The organism is uncultured Pseudomonas sp., assembly GCF_913777995.1.
GTDB lineage: Bacteria > Pseudomonadota > Gammaproteobacteria > Pseudomonadales > Pseudomonadaceae > Aquipseudomonas.
Window position 1 is genome coordinate 67,339 of sequence record NZ_CAJYVE010000025.1, and the last position, 24,093, is coordinate 91,431.

The window sequence follows — 24,093 nt, forward strand, 5'->3', positions numbered from 1 at the left end:
GGCTGATGATCTGCCTGGCCCTGCTGCTCGGCGCCTGCGACGACAGTCAAACGCCCCCCGAGGGCTTCGCCGGCATGGGCAGCCGGGTCGAAGGCTATACCCCGGTCACGCCGGGGCGCCACTTCGCCTTCCCCGCCGACCACGCGCCACACCCTGGCTTTCGAATCGAGTGGTGGTACATCACCGCCAACCTGCAGGACGCCCAGAGCCAGCGCTTCGGCGTGCAGTGGACGCTGTTTCGCAACGCCCTGCAGCCCGGCGCCGAGGCCAGTGGCTGGCAGAGCAGCACCTTGTGGATGGGCCATGCGGCCGTGACCTCGGCCAACGTCCATCATGCCGCCCAGCGCCTGGCCCGCGGCGGCGTCGGCCAGGCCGGGGTGCAGCTGGCGCCCTTCGAAGCCTGGATCGACGACTGGTCGATGACCAGCCGGGCCAGCGAGCCGATGCGCGACCTGCACCTGCAAGCCAAAGACCAAGCCTTCGCCTACCAATTGCAACTGCGCAGCGAACGGCCCATGGTGCTGCAGGGCGACCAGGGCTACAGCCGCAAGTCCGAAGCCGGCCAGGCGTCCTACTACTACAGCCAGCCGTTCTTCACCGTCAGCGGTGAACTGCAGATCGACGGCCAGCGCCATACGGTCAACGGCCAGGCCTGGCTGGACCGCGAATGGAGCAGCCAGCCCCTGACCGCCGACCAGCAGGGCTGGGACTGGTTCTCCCTGCACCTGCAGGACGGCACGCGGCTGATGCTCTACCGCATCCGCCATCGCCAGGGCCCGGCCTACCTCACCGGCACTTGGATCGACCCGGACGGTACGGCGCAGCCGCTGGGTCCGGAAGCACTGCGCCTGCAGCCGCTTGAACAAAGCGAAGTCGCCGGCCGTAGCCTGCCGACCCGCTGGGCCATCGAGGTTCCCGGCAAAGGCTTGCGGGTGACAACGACGGCACTCAACGCCCAGGCCTGGATGGATCTGGACGTGCCGTATTGGGAGGGGCCGGTGCAGGTCAGTGGCAGCCAGAGTGGCGAGGGCTACCTGGAGATGACCGGGTACTGAGCGCCTGTCTTAGCATTTCATGCCACGACGCTTGCCGGCGTTGCCCGCAGTCCGGCAGCGGCCACAGCCTGCCGCCGCCCGGCAACGGCCTGCCTTGCCAAACACTCCTACCACCCGACAAGAGGCCCTGGGCTGTGGTTTGGCGGCAGCTGGTGCGTTTCTTGCTCCAGCGTTGCGCATCGACGCTGAACTCAGGAGCAAGAGCATGACAGGACTCACCTTCTCGCCGCTTTTCGGCGAATCACTGCGCAATGCACTACAGACCGGCACGGCCCAGGCGGCACGTATCAAGATCAACTCCCCCGGCGACCAGGTACGGGTCGACGGCGCCAGCACGGTCATCGACCCTAACGCCACGACGCCCGAGCTGCAGGCCCGTGAAGAACAGATCTACCAAGGCACCCAAAGCGCCTTGGCCGAAGCAACCGCTCGCTACCGCAGCAACCCCGACTGGGCGAAGTTCGACGACACCACCAATACCGTAGCGCTACCCGATGTCCAGAGCCTCAGCAAGAGTGGCGCTGCCCACGTCCAGCAGGGCCTGCAATACCTGCTGGATCTCGGCCGCCTGGACGGCAAGACCCTGATAGCCAGCAACGGCAGCGCGTCGACCAGTAACCTGGCCACTTACCGCGACTGGCTGATGGCGCATGCTGGCGTGGATGCCTACGCCTGACACCTATATAGCTCAGGTTGTGGTGGGAGCGGCTTTAGCCGCGAAAGCGCCAGGAAAATCACTACATCGGCTGCGAACATGTGGCAGCTTCGCGGCTGAAGCCGCTCCTACCCATAGCTGCCGCTCAAAAATGGCAGCAATCGACCAATATCTGCCGTTCACCAAGGCAGGTGGTGCAAGCAAAATCATGTGCACAGCGAACCATTCGCCGCGAGCTACTGGGAGACACCAAAGGGCAGGTCGTTCTAACTACGCAGCACCGACGCCGGCGAAAAAGTGTCCTCGATCGCCAAGCAGATCGGCGGCGGCCATCGCAATGTGCCAGGTTTCAACGTGCCGTATGGGCATGAGCTGACACTGTATGACGCCTCAAGCTACTAAAACAACATAACTAATGGGGGCGGCTGGAACACATTATTTCTGTTGATGACCCAGCACTAAAAGCGAGCAGTATATAGGCAGCTGACAATCAAGACGCTCAAGCGTAAAGGCTGGATGGAAAAATTGACATTCCCGTAGTTCGTCTAGGGGCGGACAGTCAGAAGGCAGCGTTTGGCATTCACGTTAAAGACCTCGCCGATAACATCGGCCGGCAGCTAGAGAAGACAGAAAAGAAGAAAAATCAATTGATGGAAATAGTTGCTTGGCTTCTCAAAAACCGCCCAGCCAGTCGGCGGTTTTTTTATTTCACTTAATTTTTTCTTGGAAATCATACTGTACGAGGCTAACTCGTCCGGCTAGCAGCATCACACACGGCAGCTCTTTATCGTAGTCGGGTCGAAGTAAACAGAGAAATGGTAAAATGGCGTCTGGGCACTCAGATCCAACACGGCCCGAAGGCGATCCCTACAAAATACATATCGCGGCCCATGTTCAGTTCTCACGGGGTGCCACCCATGCGACAACAATGCCTGCTCGTAATACGCAGCTAATTCGTCATTGGTTAAAACACGTTTATAAGAGCCCGATACGAGACCCGAACTGCCTTTAGTACTTTCGTTCTTAAATTCGGCTCCGACGCTTGCCGGTGGAGAGATTTCGCTGAAGCTGGAGCGCACTAAGGACATGGGGACATAACTGCCCCGAGGCGGGGGTTCAAGCCCTTTGACCCAGTAGATCAAACCGGTAAAGAACAACACAATGTACACAATCTTGAGGAACCATAGCGACTTCGACCACGGGTACTTCATTAGCTTACATCCTTATTATTTTGCCCCTAACTCAATTCCCTCAGCTAGGAAATATCTGAAGTGGACATCAGCTTCTGATGCCCCTTTGGCTTGAGGCTCAAAAACCTTCGTCAAAAAGTCGGGCTTGCCCCACTGTTAGCCCAGCGACTTACCTCTAAACCGAGCCGTCTCAGGCCATTCCTGCGCATTAAAGACGCACGCCTCCCATCTGTTGCCACCAGCATAGCATTGACCCAGTTACCGAGATTTGCTGACCCATACTTCTACCCTACGAACCATTATCGGTGCTGGATAATTACCGGTTGGGGCTGGCTCAACATGGCATGACACTTGCTCAGATCAGCGTCAACACCCTAGGGTAAGCCAATGCGGCGCCAACCGGATTGACCGCTTTTGGCCGTTAGGTGCCCTCAGCGAAGGCAGCTTTGGGTCGATAACGGCCATCCGCAGCGGGAGCTCTAATCCCCTGAGTTTCCCAACCTCAGCTCCCTCCTGAGCTATTACGTTGAGCCTAGTAACGCAAGCTGCGACATTTTTTTATAAGGGCATAAAGGGGTTGTGCGGGGATTAGAGCCGATTTTACTGGCCTCCTCGCTCCCAAATTCCCCAACACCCCCCTGCCCTGCCCTGCCCCATACCATTGGCCCAGTTTTTGGCCCTGCCCAATACTGGTCAGTTAGACGCTATTCGGCTTTTGTTGGAGCTTGCTCGCGAACAGGTCAGCAAAACCCATGTATTCGCTGTGAACGTGACGCAGCCATCGCGAGCAAGCTCGCCCCAACGGTCTAACCGAACAGTATTGGGCCCAGCCTCATTTGCATTTCACAGTCCATAGCTGATCAATGCACGTCGTATAGCATTGGCTTATCAGATCACGGCGCATCGCCCAGCCGGATCGGCCGGTACTGCAGCTGAACGCAGCGTCCCCCTGCCCCATCTCCCATTTATCTCGTCGAGCACGCCCATTCCCGCTGAGGTCCGCGAACGCTTCGTCGATGCTGTACACCTCGAGCGCCGGCACCAGTCTTTCAATAAGCGTCCTCACACGCTCGGACACGTCCCCATATAGCGCGTAGTTGCTGCTGAACGCCACGATGCCGTGACGCCTGAGCTTCTCCTTTATCTGGAAATAGGGTTCACCCAGGTCACCCCGGTCGGCGAGGGTGTTCAGGCCGTTTTTCTGCCAGTACCAGCCGGCGTACATCGAGTACTCCAGCAATACAGGCCTGGTCAGGTAGGAGTCGGCTGCCCAGCTCGCGCATGTAGAGCAGTTGGCGCAACACACCTCCGACTGGAGCAATTTAATGCGGAGACGCGAAGGCCCAGATCATTCGCTTAGACGTTTACCCATGGCATAAGTGAGAGCGCCCTGCTGACCGGAAAAACCCGACCAAATCCTTCAAAAACCAGCGTTATCTTCAAACTTCTTATAACCAGTTGTTCTAAAACTCTGCGCCGTCCTCCGGGTCAGTTCCTGAGTGGCTGCCTTCGGGCGCCCCTTCTCCCCAACGGAAAACCGGTAAGGAATTATGTGCGGAATAGCAGGTGAGCTTCGTTTCAACCATCAACCGGCGGATCTAGCCGCCATTGAACGTATCACCCACCACATGGCGCCGCGTGGCCCCGATGCCTGGGGCTTCCACAGCCAGGGGCCGGTCGCCCTCGGCCATCGGCGCCTGAAGATCATGGACCTGTCGGACGGGTCGGCGCAGCCGATGATCGACAACACCCTGGGCCTGTCGCTGGCCTTCAACGGTGCCATCTACAACTACCCCGAGCTGCGTGCCGAACTGGAAGCGCTGGGGTATGCCTTTCATTCCGGTGGTGACACCGAGGTGCTGCTCAAGGGCTACCACGCCTGGGGCAAGGACATGCTGCCCAAGCTTAACGGCATGTTCGCCTTCGCCGTGTGGGAACGCGACGCCAAGCGTCTGTTCATCGCTCGCGACCGTCTCGGCGTCAAGCCGCTGTACCTGTCGCGCACCGGCGAGCGGCTGCGCTTCTCATCAAGTCTGCCGGCACTGCTCAAGGGCGGTGACATCAGCCCGTTGCTCGATCCGGTGGCGTTGAATCACTACCTGAATTTCCATGCCGTAGTGCCTGCGCCACGCACGCTGCTGGCCGGTGTCGAGAAGCTGCCGCCGGCCAGCTGGATGCTGGTCGATGCCGATGGCAACACCGAACAGCAAGTGTGGTGGACCCTGCCCTACGGCCCGCATGACGACGAGCGCGAGCTGAGCTTCGAAGACTGGCGCCAGCGCGTACTGGACAGCACCCGCGAGGCGGTGGGCATTCGTCAGCGCGCGGCGGTGGACGTTGGTGTGCTGCTGTCGGGCGGCGTGGACTCCAGCCTGCTGGTCGGCCTGCTGCGTGAAGTGGGTGTCGAAGACTTGTCGACTTTCTCCATCGGCTTCCAGGACGCCGGCGGCGAGCGCGGCGACGAGTTCCAGTACTCGGACCTGATCGCCCGCCACTACGGCACGCGCCATCATCAATTGCGCATTCAGGAAAGCGAGATCATCGAGCAACTGCCGGCGGCCTTCCGCGCCATGAGCGAACCGATGGTCAGCCACGACTGCATTGCCTTCTACCTGCTGTCGCGGGAAGTCGCCAAGCACTGCAAGGTGGTGCAGAGCGGCCAGGGCGCCGACGAGCTGTTCGCCGGTTACCACTGGTACCCGCAGGTCGATGGCGCCAGCGACCCGGTCGCCGCCTATCGCCAGGCTTTCGTCGACCGTAGCTATGACGAGTATGCGCGCACCGTGCAGCCAAAATGGCTGGTGGACCACGACGCTGCGGGCGACTTCGTACGCGAGCACTTCACCCAACCCGGTGCCGAGGCGGCAGTGGACAAGGCGCTGCGCCTGGACAGCACGGTGATGCTGGTCGACGACCCGGTCAAGCGGGTCGACAACATGACCATGGCCTGGGGCCTGGAAGCCCGTACGCCGTTCCTGGATTACCGCCTGGTGGAACTATCGGCCCGGGTGCCAGCACGCTTCAAGCTGCCCAACGGCGGCAAGCACGTGCTCAAGGAAGCGGCGCGCATGGTCATCCCGGCCGAGGTGATCGACCGCAAGAAGGGCTATTTCCCGGTACCGGGTCTCAAGCACCTGGAAGGCAACACCCTGAACTGGGTGCGTGACCTGCTGCTCGACCCGAGCCAGGACCGCGGCCTGTTCAACCCGGCGGCCATCGACGGCCTGCTGACCAACCCCAAGGACCAGCTCACCCCGTTGCGCGGCTCCAAGCTGTGGCAGCTGGCAGCCCTGAACCTGTGGCTGAGCGAACAAGGACTCTGATCGATGAAACCCCACTCTACGGCCTACAGCCAGCGACTGTTGCGTCGTCAGTCCCCCTCCTACGAACGCCTGCAGGCGCGCTTCGCCGAAGACGGCGCGCAGCCTGACGGCGGCCCGCTGGCCCTGCACTGTGGCTGGGGGCGGCTGTTGATCGGCCATACCTACCCGGAACCTGCGGTGCTGGCCGAGGAACTGCTCAACGAGAAACCCGGCGAGCGTGACATTGCTCTTTACGTGGCCGCGCCCCAGCAAGTGCTGGCGCAGGCGCCGCAGCAGCTGTTCCTCGACCCGTCCGATACCCTGCGCCTGTGGTTCAGCGACTATCGTCCGGCGCACCGGGTGTTTCGCGGTTTTCGCATTCGTCGGGCGCAGAGTGAGGCCGACTGGCAGGCGATCAACAACCTGTACCTGGCGCGCGGCATGCTGCCCGTCGACCCCGAGCTGCTGACGCCACGGCATCTGGGCGGGCCGGTGTACTGGCTGGCCGAGGACGAAAGCAGCAATGCGGTGATCGGCAGCGTCATGGGCCTCAACCACCTGAAGGCCTTCAACGACCCGGAAAAAGGCAGCAGCCTGTGGTGCCTGGCGGTGGACCCGAACTGCTCGCGGCCCGGTGTCGGCGAAGTGCTGGTGCGGCATCTGATCGAGCACTTCATGAGCCGCGGCCTGAGCTACCTGGACCTGTCGGTACTGCACGACAACCATCAGGCGAAGGCGCTGTACGCCAAGCTCGGCTTTCGTACCCTGTCGACCTTCGCCATCAAGTGCAAGAACGGCATCAACGAGTCGCTGTTCCTCGGCCCCGGCCCGCAGGCGGAGTTCAACCCCTATGCGCGGATCATCGTCGAAGAGGCGCACCGCCGGGGCATCGACGTGCAGGTGGATGACGCCGACGCCGGCCTGTTCACCCTGAGCTATGGCGGGCGCCGCGTGCGCTGCCGCGAATCGCTCAGCGACCTGACCAGCGCGGTGAGCATGACCCTGTGCCAGGACAAGAGCCTCACCCACCGCACCCTCAAGGCCGCCGGCCTGTGCCTGCCGGCCCAACAACGTGCCGGCAGCGCCGATGACAACCTGGCCTTTCTCGAAGAGCACGGCCGCGTGGTGGTCAAGCCGCTGGACGGCGAACAGGGTCAGGGCGTCGCCGTGGACCTGCGCAGCCTCGACGAAGTACAGCAGGCCATCGAGCACGCTCGGCAGTTCGACAGCCGGGTCATCCTGGAAAGCTTTCACGAAGGCCTCGATCTGCGCATCGTGGTGATCGGTTTCGAGGTGGTGGCTGCGGCAATCCGCCGGCCCGCCGAGGTGATCGGCGATGGGCGACATACCATCAAGCAACTGATCGAAGCGCAGAGTCGCCGTCGCGCCGCCGCCACCGGTGGAGAAAGCCGCATTCCCATGGATCAGGAAACCGAACGCACGGTGCGCGATGCCGGCTACAGCTACGACGACGTGTTGCCCATGGACCAGCGCCTGGCCGTACGCCGCACCGCCAACCTGCACACCGGCGGCTGCCTGGAAGACGTCACCGCCATTCTTGACCCGGTGCTCAGCGATGCCGCCGTGCGTGCCGCACGGGCGCTGGACATTCCGGTGGTGGGCCTGGACCTGATGGTGCCGGCCGCCGACCAGCCTGAATACGTGTTCATCGAGGCCAACGAACGGGTAGGCCTGGCCAATCATGAACCGCAACCCACCGCAGAACGCTTTGTCGATCTACTCTTTCCACATAGCCTGCCCGCCCATAACTAGGGCAGTTGCACACCAGCCGCCACAGGCAGCAAGCCGCTTCACACCGGCTTGCTACCTGTGGCCTGACCGTTGCGGCTGCTTTGAAGGAGCCCTCCATCATGTCTGATGCGACCATCCCTGATCCGGATCTGAATTACCTGCAGAAAGTCCTGCTGGAAATGCTCGCGATACCCAGCCCTACCGGCTTCACCGACACCATCGTGCGCTACGTGGCCGAGCGCCTGGAAGAACTGGACATTCCCTTCGAACTGACCCGTCGCGGCACCATCCGCGCCACCCTGCGTGGGCGCAAGAACAGCCCGGACCGTGCGGTCTCGGCGCACCTGGACACCATCGGTGCCTGTGTGCGTGAAGTGAAAGACAACGGTCGCCTGGCCCTGGCGCCGGTGGGTTGCTGGTCGAGCCGCTTTGCCGAAGGCAGCCGGGTCAGCGTCTTCACCGATACCGGGGTCATCCGTGGCAGCGTGTTGCCGCTGATGGCTTCCGGGCACGCCTTCAATACCGCCGTCGACCAGATGCCGGTCAGTTGGGAGCACGTCGAGCTGCGCCTGGACGCCTATTGCGCCACCCGCGCCGACTGCGAGTCGCTGGGCGTGGGCATCGGCGACTACGTGGCCTTCGACCCGTTGCCGGAGTTCACCGAAAGCGGCCACATCAGTGCTCGCCACCTGGACGACAAGGCCGGCGTCGCCGCCCTGCTCGCCGCGCTCAAGGCGGTGGTGGACAGCGGCATGGAGCCGGTCATCGACTGCCACCCGCTGTTCACCATCACCGAAGAGACCGGCACCGGCGCCGCCGGGGCGCTGCCCTGGGACGTCAGCGAATTCGTCGGCATCGACATCGCCCCGGTCGCGCCAGGCCAGCACTCCAGCGAACATGCAGTGAGCGTGGCGATGCTCGACTCCGGCGGGCCTTACGACTATCACCTGTCGCGGCACCTGTTGAAACTGGGCGTGGACAACGAACTGCCGGTGCGCCGCGATGTGTTCCGCTACTACTTCAGCGATGCGCACTCGGCGATCACTTCGGGGCATGACATCCGCACTGCCCTGCTGGCTTTCGGTTGCGACGCCACCCACGGTTACGAGCGCACCCACATCGACAGCCTGGCGGCCCTGAGCAAGCTGCTCAGCGCCTACATCCTCAGCCCGCCGGTGTTCGACAGCGATGCGCAGCCGTCCAAGGCCTCGCTGGAAAGCTTCAGCCACCAGCTGGAGCACGACACCCAGATGGAGCCGGAAACCCGCGTACCGCCGGTGGACAGCCTGATCGGCCAAGGACGCGAGTAGTCACCCTCGTGGCTTTAGCGCTTTGATCGGTTAGACCGCGCAGGAGCGGCTGCGGCCGTGAAGCGACCGTATGTTCACCGCCGACGCAGTGAACTGGCTGGCGCTTTCGCGGCTGAAGCCGCTCCCACTGAGCCACGATGCCCATCCGCCTGATGCACCGCCCGGTGCCGTGCATTATGATTCCCGGCCCTGCAGTGAGAGCCGTCCATGCTGATCCCCTACGAGCAACTCGAACCCGAAACCCTCACCCGCCTGATCGAAGACTTCGTGACCCGCGACGGCACCGACAACGGTGACGAAACCCCCTTGCAGACCCGCGTGCTGCGTGTACGCCACGCGCTGACCAAAGGCCAGGCGGTGATCTTCTTCGATGTCGAGAGCCAGCAGTGCCAGTTGATGGCGCGTCACGAAGTCCCCAAGGAACTCTTCGACTGACAAGCGCCCTCACGCCGAGCCGCTTGTCCCTGCTCGGCCGGCCGGGCCAGGGTCTGGGCAATGCGCTTGAACACCTCGGCGCGGTGGATCTTCACATGTCTGGGCGCCTCGAAGCCGAAGCGCACTTGGTTGCCGCTCACGCCCAGGATCTGCACGGTGATTTCATCACCGATGGAAAAGGTTTCACCCACGTCCCGTGTTAATACCAACATGTTCTGCACTCACTCGTTCGACGGAACATGCAGGTTGCCGCGAGTGGCAAAGTGCTTCAATGCGACAACTTCAAATCAGTTGCGCCTGACAGAGTTGCCAGATACCACTGAAAGAACATTCCTACTTTCTTGTATCGAATGTCAGAAAAGTCACCTTAACTTACGCGACGACGCCATAGTACCCAGCCATACGCCAGACCATTAATGACCACGACGACTATCCCCAGCCCTGTCTGCACACTCGGCGTCAGCCCTGCCGGATAGATCAGCGCAATCAGATAATGCTCAACGAAGCCACCGCTGTACCCCTGCTGTCCGGCCTGTTGGCGAAAGTGGTTTTCCAGTGGCGTAAGGGGGCAGTAAAGGTGCAGGAACTCCACCAGCGCGCCCCAGGCCACGGCAGGCAGATGCAACAGCGCCAGCCATCGCCAACGCAGCACCAGCAGGCCGCCGAGCAACACGAAGATGATGAACAGCAGATGCACCACGACCAGCGCATCGGCGATCAGGCGCACGCCCATGATTCCTCCTGCAAGCGCTTGTAAACATGGATGCGAACAAGATTACAGCCGGTGCGCTAAAACCTGCGTAGTTTATTCAAGCGATTGCCACTGATAGAGCGCGATACCCGCGCGCAGAAAAAGTTTCAACTTTCAGACCAGTTACATCGCCATTAACCGAACACAGAAAAAGTGGCGGCAAACGCCGTATTGTTTCAGAACCTTTCATAAACGCCGAGAGTCGGATCTTTCAAGAGGCCTGAAACTTCAATCCCAGCGGTTTGAATCTTCACGGCAGTCTTGGCTTCCCCAATCGTTAGAAGGAACTCGTCATGGGCATCAGTACTATTCTCATCATCCTCCTCATCCTGCTGCTGATCGGTGGCTTGCCGGTCTTCCCACACTCGCGCAGCTGGGGTTACGGACCGTCGGGCGTGATCGGCACCATCCTGGTCATCCTGTTGGTGCTGGTGCTGCTGGGCAGGATATGACTGCACGGCCCGGCCACCACCGGGCCGACGCTGAAGTGAAAAAAAAAGAAGCAGCCCGAGGGCTGCTTCTTGCTGTGCGCCGGATGGCGGATCAGTGAGAGACCGCACCGCTGGCACCCAGGCCAGTCTGCGAGCGGACGAACTGCGGCACGAACAGTGCGCGCTCGTCTTCGGCCGCCTGAGACTTGTCGGTGATCGAGAAGAACCAGATGCCGACGAAGGCGATGGCGATGGAGAACAGCGCCGGGTACTCGTAGGGGTAGATCGGTTTCGGGTTATGCAGGATCTGCACCCAGATGGTCGGACCGAGCACCATCAGCACCACGGCGCTGATCAGGCCCATCCAGCCGCCGATCATGGCGCCACGGGTGGTGAGGTTCTTCCAGTACATCGAGAGCAGCAGCACGGGGAAGTTGCAGCTCGCGGCGATGGAGAACGCCAGGCCGACCATGAACGCGATGTTCTGGCTCTCGAAGGCGATACCCAGCAGGATGGCGACCACGGCCAGGGCAATGGTGGTCATCTTCGACACACGGATCTCGTCCTTTTCGTTGGCCTTGCCCTTCTTGATCACGCTGGCATACAGGTCATGGGACACCGCCGAAGCACCAGCCAGGGTCAGGCCGGCAACCACCGCGAGGATGGTGGCGAAGGCCACCGCCGAGATGAAGCCCAGGAACAGGCTGCCGCCCACGGCATTGGCCAAGTGTACCGCAGCCATGTTGTTGCCGCCGATCAGCGCGCCGGCTGCATCCTTGAACGAGGGGTTGGTGCTGACCAGCAGGATCGCGCCAAAACCGATGATGAAGGTCAGGATGTAGAAGTAGCCGATGAAACCGGTGGCGAAGAATACCGACTTGCGGGCTTCCTTGGCGTCACTCACGGTGAAGAAACGCATCAGGATGTGCGGCAGGCCAGCGGTACCGAACATCAGCGCCAGGCCCAGGGAGAACGCCGAGATCGGATCTTTCACCAGGCCGCCAGGGCTCATGATCGCCTCACCCTTGGGGTGAACCGCCACGGCTTGGGCAAACAGCTGGTTGAAGTCGAAGTTGACGTGCTTCATGACCATCAGCGCCATGAACGAGGCACCGGACAGCAGCATCACCGCCTTGATGATCTGCACCCAGGTGGTGGCCAGCATGCCGCCGAACAGCACGTACAGGCACATCAGGATGCCGACCAGGATCACCGCGACGGTGTAGTCCAGGCCGAACAGCAGCTGGATCAGCTTGCCGGCACCGACCATCTGGGCGATCAGGTAGAAGGCCACCACCACCAGCGAACCGCAGGCGGACAGGGTGCGGATTTCCTTCTGCTTGAGGCGGTACGAGGCTACGTCGGCGAAGGTGTACTTGCCCAGGTTACGCAGGCGCTCGGCGATCAGGAAAAGGATGATCGGCCAGCCCACCAGAAAGCCGATCGAGTAGATCAGGCCATCGTAGCCAGAGGTGTAGACCAGCGCGGAAATGCCCAGGAAGGACGCGGCAGACATGTAGTCGCCCGCGATTGCCAGGCCGTTCTGGAAGCCGGTGATCTTGCCGCCAGCGGCATAGTAGTCCGAGGCGGAGTTATTTTTCTTGGAAGCCCAGTAGGTGATGTAGAGAGTGAACAGCACGAAGGCCACGAACATGACGATCGCGGCAACGTTGAGTGGTTGTTTCTGTACCGCGCCAGTGAGGGCATCAGCTGCCATCAGGGCCGGGGCGAACGCTGCGAGGCCGAGGGCCGCGAAGAGACGACGGATCATTGCTGAATCTCCTTGAGTACGGCGTTGTTCAGCTCGTCGAATTCACTGTTGGCGCGGCGCACGTAGACACCCGTGAGGATGAATGCAGTGACGATCAGGCCGACCCCGATCGGCATGCCCCAGGTGACGGTGGAAGTGGCGCTGAGCTTGGCACCCAACAGATGGGGACCGTAGGCGATCAGCAGGATGAAAGCGACATAGAGCCCGAGCATGATCGCCGAGAGGATCCAGGCGAACCGCTCGCGCTTGGCCACCAGCTCCTTGAAGCGCGCGTTGTTCTGTATCGATTGGTAGATGCTGTCGTTCATTGTTTTTGTCCTCGCAGCATAAGAGAGATGACACAGCTTCACTTTAGTCGGCTCTTGAGACGACTCCAGACGACCTTAGTATTAGAACGACATTAATTTTCCGACGCTGCTGTACACCCTGCAGCGCAACAGACTTCAGAAACGAAAAAGCCACCCGACGCACTGCGCCGGGTGGCTTTGCCAGACGCGGCCCGCAGGCCGCGAATCAACTCAGGATGAAGCTTACTTGCCGGTCCAGGCCGCCACGCGAGCCGGGTTCTTCTCGACCCACTCCTTGGCGGCGGCTTCAGGCTTGGCGCCTTCCTGGATGGCCAGCATCACGGTGCCGATCTCGTCTTTGGATTCCCACTGGAATTTCTTCAGGAACGCGACCACATCCGGGGCTTTCTTCTCCAGGCTCAGGCTGCCGACGTTGTCGACGGTTTCGGCGGCGCCGTAGACGCCTTTAGGGTCTTCCAGGAAGCGCAGTTTCCACTTGGCGAACATCCAGTGCGGCACCCAACCGGTAACGGCGATGGATTCATTGCGTTTTTCCGCACGGGTCAGCTCGGCGATCATGCCGGCACCGGAACTGGCCTGCAGCTTGTAGCCGTCCAGGCCGTAGTCCTTGATGGCCTGCTCGGTCTTGAGCATCACACCGGCGCCAGCGTCGATACCGGTGATCTTGTTCTTGAAGGACTCGTCGGTCTTGAGGTCTTCGATGCTCTTGGCCTTGACGTATTCAGGCACGATCAGGCCGATCTTGGCGTCTTTGAAGTTCGGGCCGTAGTCCACGACCTGCTCCTTGTACTTGGCCATGTACTCACCATGAGTGCCCGGCAGCCAGGCCGAGAGCATCATGTCGAGTTTGTCGGAAGCCACGGCCTGCCACATGATCCCGGCCGCAACGGACTGCAGCTTGACGTCGTAACCGAGCTTCTGCTTGAGCACTTCGGCTGCCACGAAGGTGGTGGCGACGCTGTCGGACCAGCCTTCGACGTAGCCAATGGTCAGGGTCTTGGTTTCAGCACTGGCCAGTGTGGAGCTGGCAGCCAGTACCAGAGCGGCACCGGCCGCCAGGAGTTTGCGCATCTTCATCGTTACTTCCCCGGTCGAGTTCTTGCGCCGACGAGCGTCGGGCATCGTTACGTTGTTTTTCTCAGGCTGACCCATCCCGCCCACAAGGGGCAATGCGCGCCCTCCACGTTTCGTTAACGCTTGCGACTGCGACCGACCGCGCCATGCACAGCCGGCCCATTGATAATCGGCTTCACGGGTGAAGCGGCATGATCTGCCAACGACCCCCAGGCAGCGTTAAACGACATCACACGGCCATCAACGACAGCATAGAAGTAAATGCGACATGAGCATGAGCCGTTTCACTTCACACGCCCCCTTCCTGGTACGGCAGCCGCCCCAGCCGCCGACGTTCCCACCCTCAGGATAGAAACAAAATGTGTTACCCGACGCGGACCCGACAGCTCCGCAGGCGGGTAACACGGGAACACATCGACGCGCAAAACGCCTTCGACGGCGCCCCACAAAACCATAAGTCATTGATATTCAATGCTTTTTAAAAGTTGGCACGACAACTGCTCTATCTCTGGCACAACAAGAACAAAAACAAGCGACAAACCAATAAAAACAAGACGTAACGGCTCTGACATAACAAGAACAACACGGACAGAGGCGCAGCCAACTGATTTTTTTGGAGTCGATTCAGCTCCACCGGGCCTTTTGCGGAAGGCCACGCAACCAGGCAAGAACAATAAAACTACCTTGAGGTAGCACGGCACTGGTTGGATCGTACTGTTGTGCAGGCAGGCGATTGAAGCGAGTCAGCGCTCAAAAAAATACGTTTGCTCTTGACCCCGTATGGGGGTCGCACATGAAGCGGTGAAGGGCGGTTGACAAAAACAACAACAGACCGCCCTATAAAAACAAAAAGAGCATGCAAAGCCATTCAAAAGGGAGCCTCAGGGCTCCCTTTATGCTATCCGCCTACACCTTCCTGCCCTCCCCCGCCGCTGATCCGCCTTCACACGCAAAAGCGCACATTCCTACAGGTCATTCCCTTGGAAAGGTGTATCGTTTCACCCTTTTAACAAGGCTCGCTTGCAGGTACGGCACTTTGGCACCATACCGATGGTCATAGCCTGCGACTCTCATCTGTACCTCTTTCCCAAGGGATCTAGTCATGCTCCGTCTCCTGCGCCTCGCTGCAGTCCTGGGTGGCCTCTGCCTGAGTGCAGCCGCCCTGGCGAAAAACGTCGACCCCGCCACTTATGGCTACCCGCTGACTAACCCTTTCGAAGCGACCATCGCCACGACGCCACCCGACCTGCGCCCCGACCTGCCGTCCGATGACGACATCGACCAGGACGACTACTACCTCAATCTGCACCCGGAGCGCGAGTTCACCCTGCCAGACAACTTCTGGGCCGTGAAGAAACTGCGTTATCGCCTGGCCCGCCAGGACCATGCGGCGCCGCTGATCTTCCTCATCGCCGGCACCGGCGCGGCGTACAACAGCACGCTCAACGAATACCTGAAGAAGCTTTACTACGGCGCCGGTTACCACGTGGTACAGCTGTCGTCGCCAACCAGCTACGACTTCATGAGTTCCGCCTCGCGCTATGCCACCCCCGGCATTTCCGAAGAAGATGCCGAAGACCTGTACCGGGTGATGCAGGCCGTGCGCGCGCAGCACACCGACCTGCCGATCACCGACTTCTACCTCACCGGCTACAGCCTGGGCGCGCTGAACGCCGCGTTCGTCAGCCACCTGGACGAAACCCGGCGCAGCTTCAACTTCAAGAAAGTGCTGCTGCTCAACCCGCCGGTCAACCTGTACACCTCGGTGAGCAACCTCGACAAGCTGGTACAGACCCAGGTCAAGGGCATCAACAACACCACCACCTTCTATGAGCTGGTGCTGGCCAAGCTGACCCGCTACTTCCAGCAGAAAGGCTACATCGACCTCAACGATGCGCTGCTCTACGACTTCCAGATGTCCAAGGAGCACCTGTCCAACGAACAGATGGCCATGCTCATCGGCACCTCGTTCCGCTTCTCGTCGGCCGATATCGCCTTCACTTCGGACCTGATCAACCGCCGCGGTCTGATCACCCCACCGAAGTTCCCGATCACCGAAGGCACCAGCCTCACGCCGTTCCTCAAGCGGGCCATGCAGTGCGACTTCGACTGCTACATGACCGAACAGCTGATTCCCATGTGGCGTGCCCGCACCGACGGTGGCAGCCTGCTGCAGCTGGTCGACCAGGTGAGCCTGTATTCGCTCAAAGACTACCTGCACAACAGCAGCAAGATCGCTGTCATGCACAACGCCGACGACCTGATCCTCGGCTCGGGCGACCTGGGTTTCCTGCGCCAGACCTTCGGCGATCGCCTGACCGTGTACCCATACGGCGGTCATTGCGGCAACCTCAACTACCGCGTCAACAGCGACGCCATGCTGGAGTTCTTCCGTGGCTAAACGTCCTTTAGTGCTGGCCGCCTTGCTGGCCGCCGGTACCGCCCACGCGGCGGATACCACCGAAATTTCCCACGCCACCAAAGACCAGGCCACGGTGGTACGCAACTACGACGCTGACGGCTTCACCCAGCCGCTCAAGTCGCTGAAGTTCAACCCAGGCCTGGACCAGCGCGAGTTCGAACGCGCCTCGACCAACGCCCTGGAGGTCTACGACCCCTTCGAGTCGTGGAACCGCCGCGTCTATCACTTCAACTATCGCTTCGACGAGTGGGTGTTCCTGCCGGTGGTCAACGGCTACCGCTACATCACCCCCGGCTTCGTACGCAGCGGGGTGAGCAACTTCTTCAGCAACCTGGGCGACGTGCCCAACCTGCTCAATAGCCTGTTGCAGCTCAAGGGTCAGCGTTCGTTGCAGACCACCGGGCGCCTGCTGCTCAACACCACCATCGGCGTTGCCGGTCTGTGGGACCCGGCGACGCTCATGGGCCTGCCCAAGCAGAGCGAAGACTTCGGCCAGACCCTGGGCTTCTACGGCGTACCAGCCGGCCCTTATGTGGTACTGCCACTGTTCGGCCCGTCCAATCTGCGTGACACCGGCGGACTGGTGTTCGACATCGCGGCCGAGTCGCAGATCAACTTCCTCAACGTCGCGCAGGTCAGCAGCGACCACCCGGAAATCCTCATTCTGCGGGGTATCGACAAGCGCTACGTGACCAGCTTCCGCTACGGGCAGATGGACTCGCCATTCGAGTACGAGAAGGTGCGCTATGTGTACACCGAATCGCGCAAGCTGATGATTTCCGAGTAAGGCTCGGGCTGACGAAAAACGGCCAGTCCGGAGCACCGGATTGGCCGTTTTTCGTTTCATATACCGTTGGAATCCAGGGCCTAACCTTGGTAAAGGCACCCCACCGGCAGCGACATTGCTCAGATGCGTGCAGGGGGCGGACCGAAGCGGTTGTCGCCAGGTGTGCCAGCCTGCAGCATCAGCCAAAGGGATATGAAAGGCCCCACCAGGGGTACGTAATTGATCAGAAACCACCAGCCACTGAGGTCTGTGTCATGCAAGCGGCGTATGGTGAAACTCAGATTGGTCAGGAAGATCAGCATCGAGAAGATGCCTGTACAGGGGCCAATCCCCCAGTCGGGATCAATAAGATTGAAATGGAAGTCCATCCACACCAGCACGCCAACGATCAGCAGCATATGGATAAGGTAATACACCGCCTCTCGGCGACTGGCGCGCCCCTCAAAGTTCAAAGTGTTCTTGTAGATATGCAGCAGGACCTTCATCAACGCTCCCGGCGGGTAGACCCCGTCAATTTCAGAAGCACGCCACTATAAAGTCCTGTTCCGAGCTGACTGCCAGCCACCGCAGCCAGCGCGGTGGGAAACGTCCTTTCTCTTCGTACTCCTGCATTCTCATGGTCGTAAGCCATCCAAATCATCGAACCAGTCGATTCTTTGCATGGGTAATTCGGGACCATTGATCGATTTAAAGCATTTATCATGGCGCCATCTGATATTCGAGGAGCCGCCCATGAGCGCGTACCGCAAAGTCCATTCGATCCATGTCGGCCAGCCCGCCTCCGATGGTGCTGGCGTCAAGCTGACCCGCGTATTCGGCGGGCCGGGCGTCGAGCAGTTCGATCCTTTCCTGATGCTCGACGAGTTCGGCTCCGACCGTCCCGACGACTACATCGCCGGCTTTCCACCCCACCCGCATCGCGGCTTCGAAACCGTGACCTACATGCTCGAAGGACGCATGCGCCATGAAGACCACATGGGTAACGTCGGCCTGCTGCAGGGCGGCGGCGTGCAGTGGATGACCGCAGCGCGGGGCATCATCCACAGCGAAATGCCGGAACAGGAAGAAGGCGTGATGCGCGGCTTCCAGCTGTGGTTGAACCTGCCGGGCAAGAACAAGCTGATGGATGCCAGCTACCGCGACATTCAGCCCGAGGACATTCCTCGTCTGACCACACCGGACGGCATCGAGGTGGTGACCATCGCCGGGCACTTCGACGATGGCCAGGTCCAGCAGAACGGCGCCGTGCAACGGCCCGACACCGAACCGCACTACTTCGACCTGCACCTGCCGGCCGGCACCGGCATCAGCCCGAAACTGCCCCAGGGGCATCGGGTGCTGCTGTATGTCTACGAAGGCAGCATCGCAGTCGCGGGCTGCGCGCAGACCGTGGCCGCCAACCGCCTGGTGCGCCTGGGTGAAGCAGGCGAGCTGCGCATCGACAGCGCCGAGGGTGCGCGGGTGCTGGTGATCGCCGGTAAACCGCTGGGCGAGCCGATCGTGCAGTACGGCCCGTTCGTGATGAACAGCCGCGAGGAAATCGAACAGGCCCTGCAGGACTTTCGCAACGATCGCCTGACCGCCTGAGGCACTGCGCGGCTGAAGCCGCGCCTACCCGGTGGGACCGGCTTGATCCGCAATACTGTTCGATCAAGCGCTTTGCGGCTTTGTGGGAGCGAGCTTGCTCGCGAAAAGCTGGCAGTGTCGCTGAGCTTGCGGTGAACGTGACGCCGCCTTCGCGAGCAAGCTCGCTCCCACGGTCTGACCTGTATTGGCCTCAGCCAGCAATGCCGCTAGGCGATGCGCAGGAAACGCTTCAGTTCTTCGCTCTGCATCTTGGCATCGTGCCGTCCCAGCTCGATCAGCTCGCTGCAGTACCCCGCCTCGAACAGCAGGTAGCTCAATACGCTGGCGCCACTGGTCTTGGTCGCCCCCGGCCCGCGCAGGAAGGTGCGCAGCGCTGGCGGCAGTTCGTGGCGGTGCCGTGCGGCGATTTCGTCCAGCGGACGGCTGGGCGAAATCACCAGCACCTCTACCGGCGCCATGCCCGGCTGGCGACGCATTTGCTCGTCGGGCAGCAAGGCGCTGAGGCCGTTGAGACGCTCGAGCAGCTCGATGTCGCTTTCCAGGCTGTCGATGAACGTGCTGTTGAGCATATGGCCGCTGATCTGCGCCAGGGTCGGCTGGTGGCCGCTGGTGATTCGCGGCCCCTGGTTGGCCTGCACGCCCCGCGGATTGCCGCTGACACCGATGACCAGCACGCGGTTGGCGCCCAGGTGCAGGGCTGGACTGATCGGCGCCGACTGACGCACCGCACCGTCGCCGAAATACTCCTGCTCGACCCTCACCGGCGCAAACAGCAGCGGAATGGCCGAGCTGGCCAGCAGGTGGTCGACGGTCAACCGCGTCGGCAGGCCGATGCGCCGATGGCGCAGCCAGGAGTCGATGGTGCCGCGCCCCTGATAAAAGGTCACTGCCTGTCCCGACTCGTAGCCAAAGGCAGTCACCGCGACGGCTCGCAGGTGACAGCCTTCGACCGCCTGCTCGATGCCGGAGAGGTCCAGGCGCTCGGTCAACAGGTCGCGCAATGGCTCGCTGTTGAGCAGCGCCACCGGACGCTGCGAGCCCAGGCCCAGCAAACTCTTGCCCACGAAGCGACTGGCCTGGCGAATCACCCCCGGCCAGTCGCTGCGCAGTACCTGATGGCTGCGAAAGTTCTGCCAGAACAGCGTCAGCTGGTGCACCGCCACACGAAAGCGCATGGCCTCGCTGGCCAGCTTGACGGCATTGATGGCACCGGCCGAGGTGCCGACGATCACCGGAAAGGGATTGGCCGCCCCGTAGGGCAGCAGCTCGGCGATACCGGCCAGCACGCCGACCTGGTAGGCGGCACGCGCGCCGCCGCCGGAAAGGATCAGGCCGGTCACGGCCTGGTCATCGGGGGGTGTCACTACAGCGGGTTCCAACATCGAACGAACCTCAGTGATCGCCTTTTCTTATTGTCTTTTCGCGTACAGCCTGGGCTCGCCTTCCGGTCTGCTCTTGAAGCGACGGTGTGCCCAGAGGTACTGCTCGGGGCATTCGGTAATGGCCCTTTCTACCCATTGATTGATGCGCAAGCAATCGTCTTCGTCGCTTTGGCCGGGAAAATTGTCCAGCGGCGGATGCAGCACCAACCGGTAGCCGCTGCCATCGGCCAGGCGTTGCTGAGTGAAAGGCACGACCCGGGCACGGCCAAGCTTGGCGAACTTGCTGGTAGCCGTCACGGTGGCGGCCTGGATGCCGAACAGCGGCACGAACACGCTTTGCTTGGCGCCGTAGTCCTGGTCCGGCGCGTACCAGATGGCGCGGCCATTGCGCAGCAGTTTGAGCATGCCGCGCACGTCCTCGCGCTCCACAGCCAGCGAGTCGAGGTTGTGCCGCTCGCGACCACGCCGCTGGATGAAGTCGAACAATGGGTTCTTGTGCTCGCGGTACATGCCATCGATGGTGTGCTGCTGGCCCAGCAGCGCGGCGCCGATTTCCAGAGTGGTGAAGTGCAGCGCCATGAGGATCACCCCCTCGCCCTGCTGCTGCGCCTCACGCAGGTGTTCCAGCCCCTCGATATGCGCCAGCCTGGCCAGGCGCTTGCGCGGCCACCACCAGCTCATGGCCATCTCGAAGAAAGCGATGCCGGTGGAGGCGAAGTTTTCCTTGAGCAGGCGCTTGCGTTCAGCGGCCGACAGCTGCGGGAAGCACAGTTCCAGGTTGCGTGCGGCGATGTATTTGCGATCAGTGGCGAAACCGTACATCACCCGGCCCAGCAGGCGGCCGATGACCAGCAGCACGCGAAACGGCAACTGCACGACCAGCCACAGCAGGCCAAGGCCCAGCCACAGGGCCCAGAAGCGCGGATGAAGGAAATAGGGGCGAAAACGCGGGCGATCCATTTAGGCTTCCGTCAGAACGATGGCCGCGCATTCTACATCGGTTCGCCATGGCTTGCGGCTGACGAACGTTCTCGTTATAAGTCTCGGCACTTTTAGCGACAAGCCGTTGTCTATCCCGACCATGAGTCAGACCGAACAGCAAAACCTCGACCCCGTGTTCCAGCTCAAGGGCAGCATGCTTGCCATCACCGTGATGGAACTGGCGCGTACCGACCTTGAGGCCCTGGACAGACAACTGGCGGCCAAGGTCGCCCTGGCCCCCAATTTCTTCAGCAACACGCCGCTGATCCTGGCCCTGGACAAGATCGCCCCGCAGGACGGCACCGTCGACCTGCCCGGCCTGATGCGCATCTGCCGCCAGCATGGCCTGCGAACCCTGGCGATTCGCGCCAGCCGTATCGAGGACATCGCCGCCGCCATCGCCATCGATCTGCCGGTACTGCCGCCCTCCGGCGCCCGTGAACGACCGCTGGATCCGGTCGAGGCCCCCGCCCCTGCGCCCAAGCCCGTGGAAAAACCGGCCGAACCCCTGGTCAAGCCGACCCGGGTGATCACCTCGCCGGTGCGCGGTGGCCAGCAGATCTACGCCCAGGGCGGTGACCTGGTCGTCGTCGCCCCGGTGAGCCCCGGTGCGGAACTTCTGGCCGATGGCAACATCCATGTCTACGGTCCTTTGCGAGGCCGGGCGCTGGCAGGCATCAAGGGTGATGCCAAGGCACGGATCTTCTGCCAGCAGATGGGCGCCGAACTGGTGTCCATCGCCGGCCAGTACAAGGTTTCCGAAGACCTGCGGCGCGATCCGCTGTGGGGTACTGGCGTGCAGATCAGCCTGTCCGGGGATGTGTTGAACATCATTCGTCTTTAACGGATACTGCCGCCATTTATCAAAGCATCTCTGACTCGTCGCGAAAACGTAGCAAAGGTTGTAGGAAATCCAGAGAACTTTGTGTTTTAACCCGTGCTGTCCAGATAGCCGCCTTAAAGCCGAAAATTCCGTGATTTCCAGCATTGTTCGACTACCGCCGCTTCAAGGGACGCTCTTCTTGGACTGAAAGTCCGTTTGCTCTAGGGGTGAAACACCTTGGCCAAGATTCTCGTAGTTACATCCGGCAAGGGTGGTGTGGGCAAGACCACCACCAGCGCCGCCATCGGTACCGGCCTCGCACTGCGCGGCCACAAGACGGTAATCGTCGACTTCGACGTCGGTCTGCGTAACCTGGACCTGATCATGGGCTGTGAACGCCGCGTGGTATACGACTTCGTCAACGTCGTGAACAACGAGGCCAATCTGCAGCAGGCGCTGATCAAGGACAAGAAGATCGAAAACCTGTACGTGCTGGCCGCCAGCCAGACCCGTGACAAGGAAGCCCTGACCAAGGAAGGCGTGGAACGCGTGCTCGACGAGCTGCGCCAGTCGTTCGAATACATCGTCTGCGACTCCCCGGCCGGCATCGAGACCGGTGCGCACCTGGCGATGTACTTCGCCGACGAAGCCATCGTGGTCACCAACCCCGAGGTGTCTTCGGTTCGCGACTCCGACCGCATGCTGGGCATCCTGGCCAGCAAATCGCGCCGCGCCGAGAACGGCGAAGACCCGATCAAGGAACACCTGCTGCTGACCCGCTACAACCCGGAGCGCGTGAGCAAGGGCGAAATGCTCGGCGTCGACGACGTCAAGGAAATTCTCGCCGTCACCCTGCTGGGCGTGATCCCGGAATCCCAGGCGGTGCTCAAGGCTTCCAACCAGGGCGTACCGGTGATCCTCGACGAACAGAGCGATGCCGGCCAGGCCTATAGCGATGCCGTGGACCGCCTGCTGGGCAAGGACCGGGAACACCGTTTCCTGGATGTACAGAAGAAGGGATTCTTTGAACGTCTGTTCGGGGGTTGACGCATGAATATTTTCGACTTCTTTCGCGACCGCAAGAAAGCCAACAGCGCTTCGGTAGCGAAAGAGCGTCTGCAGATCATCGTAGCGCACGAGCGCGGCCAACGCGGCAACACGGCCCCCGACTACCTCCCTGCCCTGCAGAAGGAGCTGGTGGAAGTGATCCGTAAATACGTCAGCATTGAGTCCGACCAGGTGCAGGTCGCTCTGGAAAACCAGGGCAGCTGCTCGATCCTGGAACTCAACGTAACCCTGCCTGATCGCTGATCCGGCAAACGCCAGCGGCGCAATCGGAGCTTCCCGCCAGGGAGGCCTCCGGTTGCGCCGCTCGCGTTTTTCATCGTGCACCGAGGCCGTCTACCCGCATGCCGCTGTCGAACATCCGCATTCTTCACCAGGACGCCGCCTTCCTGGTGGTCGATAAACCTGCCTTTCTGCTGTCCGTGCCCGGCCGCGCCGAGGACAACAAGGACTGCCTGATCACCCGCCTGCAGGATAACGGCTACCCCGAGGCACGCATCGTCCACCGTCTGGACTGGGAAACCTCCGGCATCATCCTGCTGGCCCGCGACGCCGACAGCCACCGCGAGCTGTCCCGGCAGTTCCACGACCGCGAGACCGAGAAGGCCTACACCGCACTGTGCTGGGGCCAGCCAGAACTGGACAGCGGCAGTATCGACCTGCCACTGCGCTACGACCCGCCGACCAAGCCACGCCACGTCGTCGACCACGAACAGGGCAAGCACGCCCTGACCTTCTGGAAGATCCTCGAACGTCATGCCGATCACTGCCGCGTGGAACTGACCCCCATCACCGGTCGTTCGCACCAGCTGCGCGTGCACATGTTGTCCATCGGCCACCCACTGCTGGGCGACGGCCTGTATGCGCATGCCGAGGCGCTGGCCGCTTCCCCGAGACTGTGCCTGCATGCCAGCACGCTGAGCTTCAGCCACCCGGTCAGCGGCGAGCGTCTGCGCTTCGAATGCCCGGCACCGTTCTGATCCTGCGCGGCCAAAGCCGCCCCGATGCGATA

23 protein-coding genes and 1 pseudogene are annotated in these 24,093 nt (G+C 61.5%); 15 read left to right on the forward strand and 9 right to left on the reverse strand.

Annotated features, from left to right (window positions below; translation table 11 throughout):
- The first annotated feature begins 5 nt into the window (after positions 1–5).
- From QZ497_RS11320 to QZ497_RS11330, 3 genes are all read left to right on the forward strand, one after another.
- Positions 6–1,055: a lipocalin-like domain-containing protein gene (locus QZ497_RS11320; RefSeq protein ID WP_295474660.1), complete on the forward strand. Its 1,050-nt coding sequence runs from the start codon at positions 6–8 to the stop codon at positions 1,053–1,055.
- A gap of 205 nt (positions 1,056–1,260) precedes the next feature.
- On the forward strand, positions 1,261–1,731 hold the full coding sequence (locus tag QZ497_RS11325; protein WP_295474520.1) for a hypothetical protein: 471 nt from the start codon (positions 1,261–1,263) through the stop codon (positions 1,729–1,731).
- Between the two features lie 509 nt (positions 1,732–2,240).
- Entirely contained in the window at positions 2,241–2,426 is a 186-nt protein-coding gene (locus QZ497_RS11330) for a hypothetical protein (RefSeq protein ID WP_295474663.1), read from the forward strand.
- Between the two features lie 1,354 nt (positions 2,427–3,780).
- On the opposite strand, the pseudogene QZ497_RS21865 reads toward QZ497_RS11330, so the two are convergent.
- Positions 3,781–4,065 (reverse strand): annotated as a pseudogene (locus QZ497_RS21865) (hypothetical protein); the annotation flags it as partial.
- A 385-nt stretch (positions 4,066–4,450) separates the two neighbouring features.
- Between QZ497_RS21865 and QZ497_RS11340 the strand changes: the two are divergent.
- The 4 genes from QZ497_RS11340 (at position 4,451) to QZ497_RS11355 (ending at position 9,699) form a co-directional block, all read left to right on the forward strand.
- Positions 4,451–6,223: an N-acetylglutaminylglutamine amidotransferase gene (locus QZ497_RS11340; RefSeq protein ID WP_295474523.1), complete on the forward strand. Its 1,773-nt coding sequence runs from the start codon at positions 4,451–4,453 to the stop codon at positions 6,221–6,223.
- A gap of 3 nt (positions 6,224–6,226) precedes the next feature.
- The gene (ngg, locus tag QZ497_RS11345) at positions 6,227–7,975 is read left to right on the forward strand and encodes an N-acetylglutaminylglutamine synthetase (protein ID WP_295474526.1); all 1,749 of its coding nucleotides are present in this window, start codon (positions 6,227–6,229) and stop codon (positions 7,973–7,975) included.
- Between the two features lie 98 nt (positions 7,976–8,073).
- Positions 8,074–9,264, forward strand: a complete 1,191-nt coding sequence (locus QZ497_RS11350) for an osmoprotectant NAGGN system M42 family peptidase (RefSeq protein ID WP_295474528.1) — start codon at positions 8,074–8,076, stop codon at positions 9,262–9,264.
- 207 nt (positions 9,265–9,471) lie between these two features.
- Positions 9,472–9,699: a YheU family protein gene (locus tag QZ497_RS11355; protein ID WP_295474531.1), complete on the forward strand. Its 228-nt coding sequence runs from the start codon at positions 9,472–9,474 to the stop codon at positions 9,697–9,699.
- On the opposite strand, the gene csrA is transcribed toward QZ497_RS11355, so the two are convergent.
- Together csrA and QZ497_RS11365 are read right to left on the reverse strand one after the other, a co-directional pair.
- Entirely contained in the window at positions 9,669–9,911 is a 243-nt protein-coding gene (gene csrA, locus QZ497_RS11360) for a carbon storage regulator CsrA (protein ID WP_295474534.1), read from the reverse strand. The genes QZ497_RS11355 and csrA overlap by 31 nt on opposite strands.
- A gap of 155 nt (positions 9,912–10,066) precedes the next feature.
- On the reverse strand, positions 10,067–10,432 hold the full coding sequence (locus QZ497_RS11365) for a DUF2784 domain-containing protein (protein ID WP_295474536.1): 366 nt from the start codon (positions 10,430–10,432) through the stop codon (positions 10,067–10,069).
- A 311-nt stretch (positions 10,433–10,743) separates the two neighbouring features.
- Between QZ497_RS11365 and QZ497_RS11370 the strand changes: the two genes are divergently transcribed.
- The gene (locus QZ497_RS11370; RefSeq protein WP_295474540.1) at positions 10,744–10,902 is read left to right on the forward strand and encodes a DUF3309 family protein; all 159 of its coding nucleotides are present in this window, start codon (positions 10,744–10,746) and stop codon (positions 10,900–10,902) included.
- Positions 10,903–10,993: 91 nt separating this feature from the next.
- On the opposite strand, the gene QZ497_RS11375 is transcribed toward QZ497_RS11370, so the two are convergent.
- From QZ497_RS11375 to QZ497_RS11385, 3 genes are all read right to left on the reverse strand, one after another.
- Complete coding sequence (locus QZ497_RS11375; RefSeq protein WP_295474543.1) at positions 10,994–12,652, reverse strand: cation acetate symporter; 1,659 nt, start codon at positions 12,650–12,652, stop codon at positions 10,994–10,996.
- Positions 12,649–12,960, reverse strand: a complete 312-nt coding sequence (locus tag QZ497_RS11380) for a DUF485 domain-containing protein (protein WP_295474544.1) — start codon at positions 12,958–12,960, stop codon at positions 12,649–12,651. Before QZ497_RS11380 ends, QZ497_RS11375 begins: the two co-directional genes overlap by 4 nt.
- A 222-nt stretch (positions 12,961–13,182) precedes the next feature.
- On the reverse strand, positions 13,183–14,037 hold the full coding sequence (locus tag QZ497_RS11385; RefSeq protein WP_295474547.1) for a glycine betaine ABC transporter substrate-binding protein: 855 nt from the start codon (positions 14,035–14,037) through the stop codon (positions 13,183–13,185).
- A 1,099-nt stretch (positions 14,038–15,136) separates the two neighbouring features.
- Here QZ497_RS11385 and QZ497_RS11390 point away from each other — a divergent pair.
- Both QZ497_RS11390 and QZ497_RS11395 read left to right on the forward strand, forming a co-directional pair.
- A complete protein-coding gene (locus QZ497_RS11390) occupies positions 15,137–16,435 on the forward strand; it encodes a serine/threonine protein kinase (protein WP_295474550.1) in 1,299 nt (432 codons plus the stop codon).
- On the forward strand, positions 16,428–17,243 hold the full coding sequence (locus QZ497_RS11395; RefSeq protein ID WP_295474553.1) for a VacJ family lipoprotein: 816 nt from the start codon (positions 16,428–16,430) through the stop codon (positions 17,241–17,243). The genes QZ497_RS11390 and QZ497_RS11395 overlap by 8 nt, the downstream gene beginning before the upstream one ends.
- Positions 17,244–17,362: 119 nt before the next feature.
- On the opposite strand, the gene QZ497_RS11400 is transcribed toward QZ497_RS11395, so the two are convergent.
- Positions 17,363–17,728: a DUF805 domain-containing protein gene (locus tag QZ497_RS11400; RefSeq protein WP_295474555.1), complete on the reverse strand. Its 366-nt coding sequence runs from the start codon at positions 17,726–17,728 to the stop codon at positions 17,363–17,365.
- Positions 17,729–17,975: 247 nt separating this feature from the next.
- On the opposite strand from QZ497_RS11400, the gene QZ497_RS11405 reads away from it, so the two are divergent.
- A complete protein-coding gene (locus QZ497_RS11405) occupies positions 17,976–18,830 on the forward strand; it encodes a pirin family protein (protein ID WP_295474558.1) in 855 nt (284 codons plus the stop codon).
- 206 nt (positions 18,831–19,036) lie between these two features.
- Here QZ497_RS11405 and QZ497_RS11410 read toward each other — a convergent pair whose 3' ends face one another.
- The gene (locus QZ497_RS11410) at positions 19,037–20,212 is read right to left on the reverse strand and encodes a patatin-like phospholipase family protein (RefSeq protein WP_295474561.1); all 1,176 of its coding nucleotides are present in this window, start codon (positions 20,210–20,212) and stop codon (positions 19,037–19,039) included.
- Between the two features lie 27 nt (positions 20,213–20,239).
- Positions 20,240–21,172, reverse strand: coding sequence for a lipid A biosynthesis lauroyl acyltransferase (locus QZ497_RS11415; RefSeq protein ID WP_295474563.1), 933 nt, complete (start codon positions 21,170–21,172; stop codon positions 20,240–20,242).
- A gap of 121 nt (positions 21,173–21,293) precedes the next feature.
- Between QZ497_RS11415 and minC the strand changes: the two genes are divergently transcribed.
- The 4 genes from minC (at position 21,294) to QZ497_RS11435 (ending at position 24,061) form a co-directional block, all read left to right on the forward strand.
- Entirely contained in the window at positions 21,294–22,037 is a 744-nt protein-coding gene (gene minC, locus QZ497_RS11420; RefSeq protein ID WP_295474566.1) for a septum site-determining protein MinC, read from the forward strand.
- A 216-nt stretch (positions 22,038–22,253) separates the two neighbouring features.
- Positions 22,254–23,063, forward strand: a complete 810-nt coding sequence (minD, locus tag QZ497_RS11425; RefSeq protein WP_295474568.1) for a septum site-determining protein MinD — start codon at positions 22,254–22,256, stop codon at positions 23,061–23,063.
- A gap of 3 nt (positions 23,064–23,066) precedes the next feature.
- The gene (minE, locus tag QZ497_RS11430) at positions 23,067–23,327 is read left to right on the forward strand and encodes a cell division topological specificity factor MinE (RefSeq protein ID WP_295474571.1); all 261 of its coding nucleotides are present in this window, start codon (positions 23,067–23,069) and stop codon (positions 23,325–23,327) included.
- A 98-nt stretch (positions 23,328–23,425) separates the two neighbouring features.
- The gene (locus QZ497_RS11435) at positions 23,426–24,061 is read left to right on the forward strand and encodes an RluA family pseudouridine synthase (protein ID WP_295474574.1); all 636 of its coding nucleotides are present in this window, start codon (positions 23,426–23,428) and stop codon (positions 24,059–24,061) included.
- Positions 24,062–24,093 lie beyond the last annotated feature (32 nt).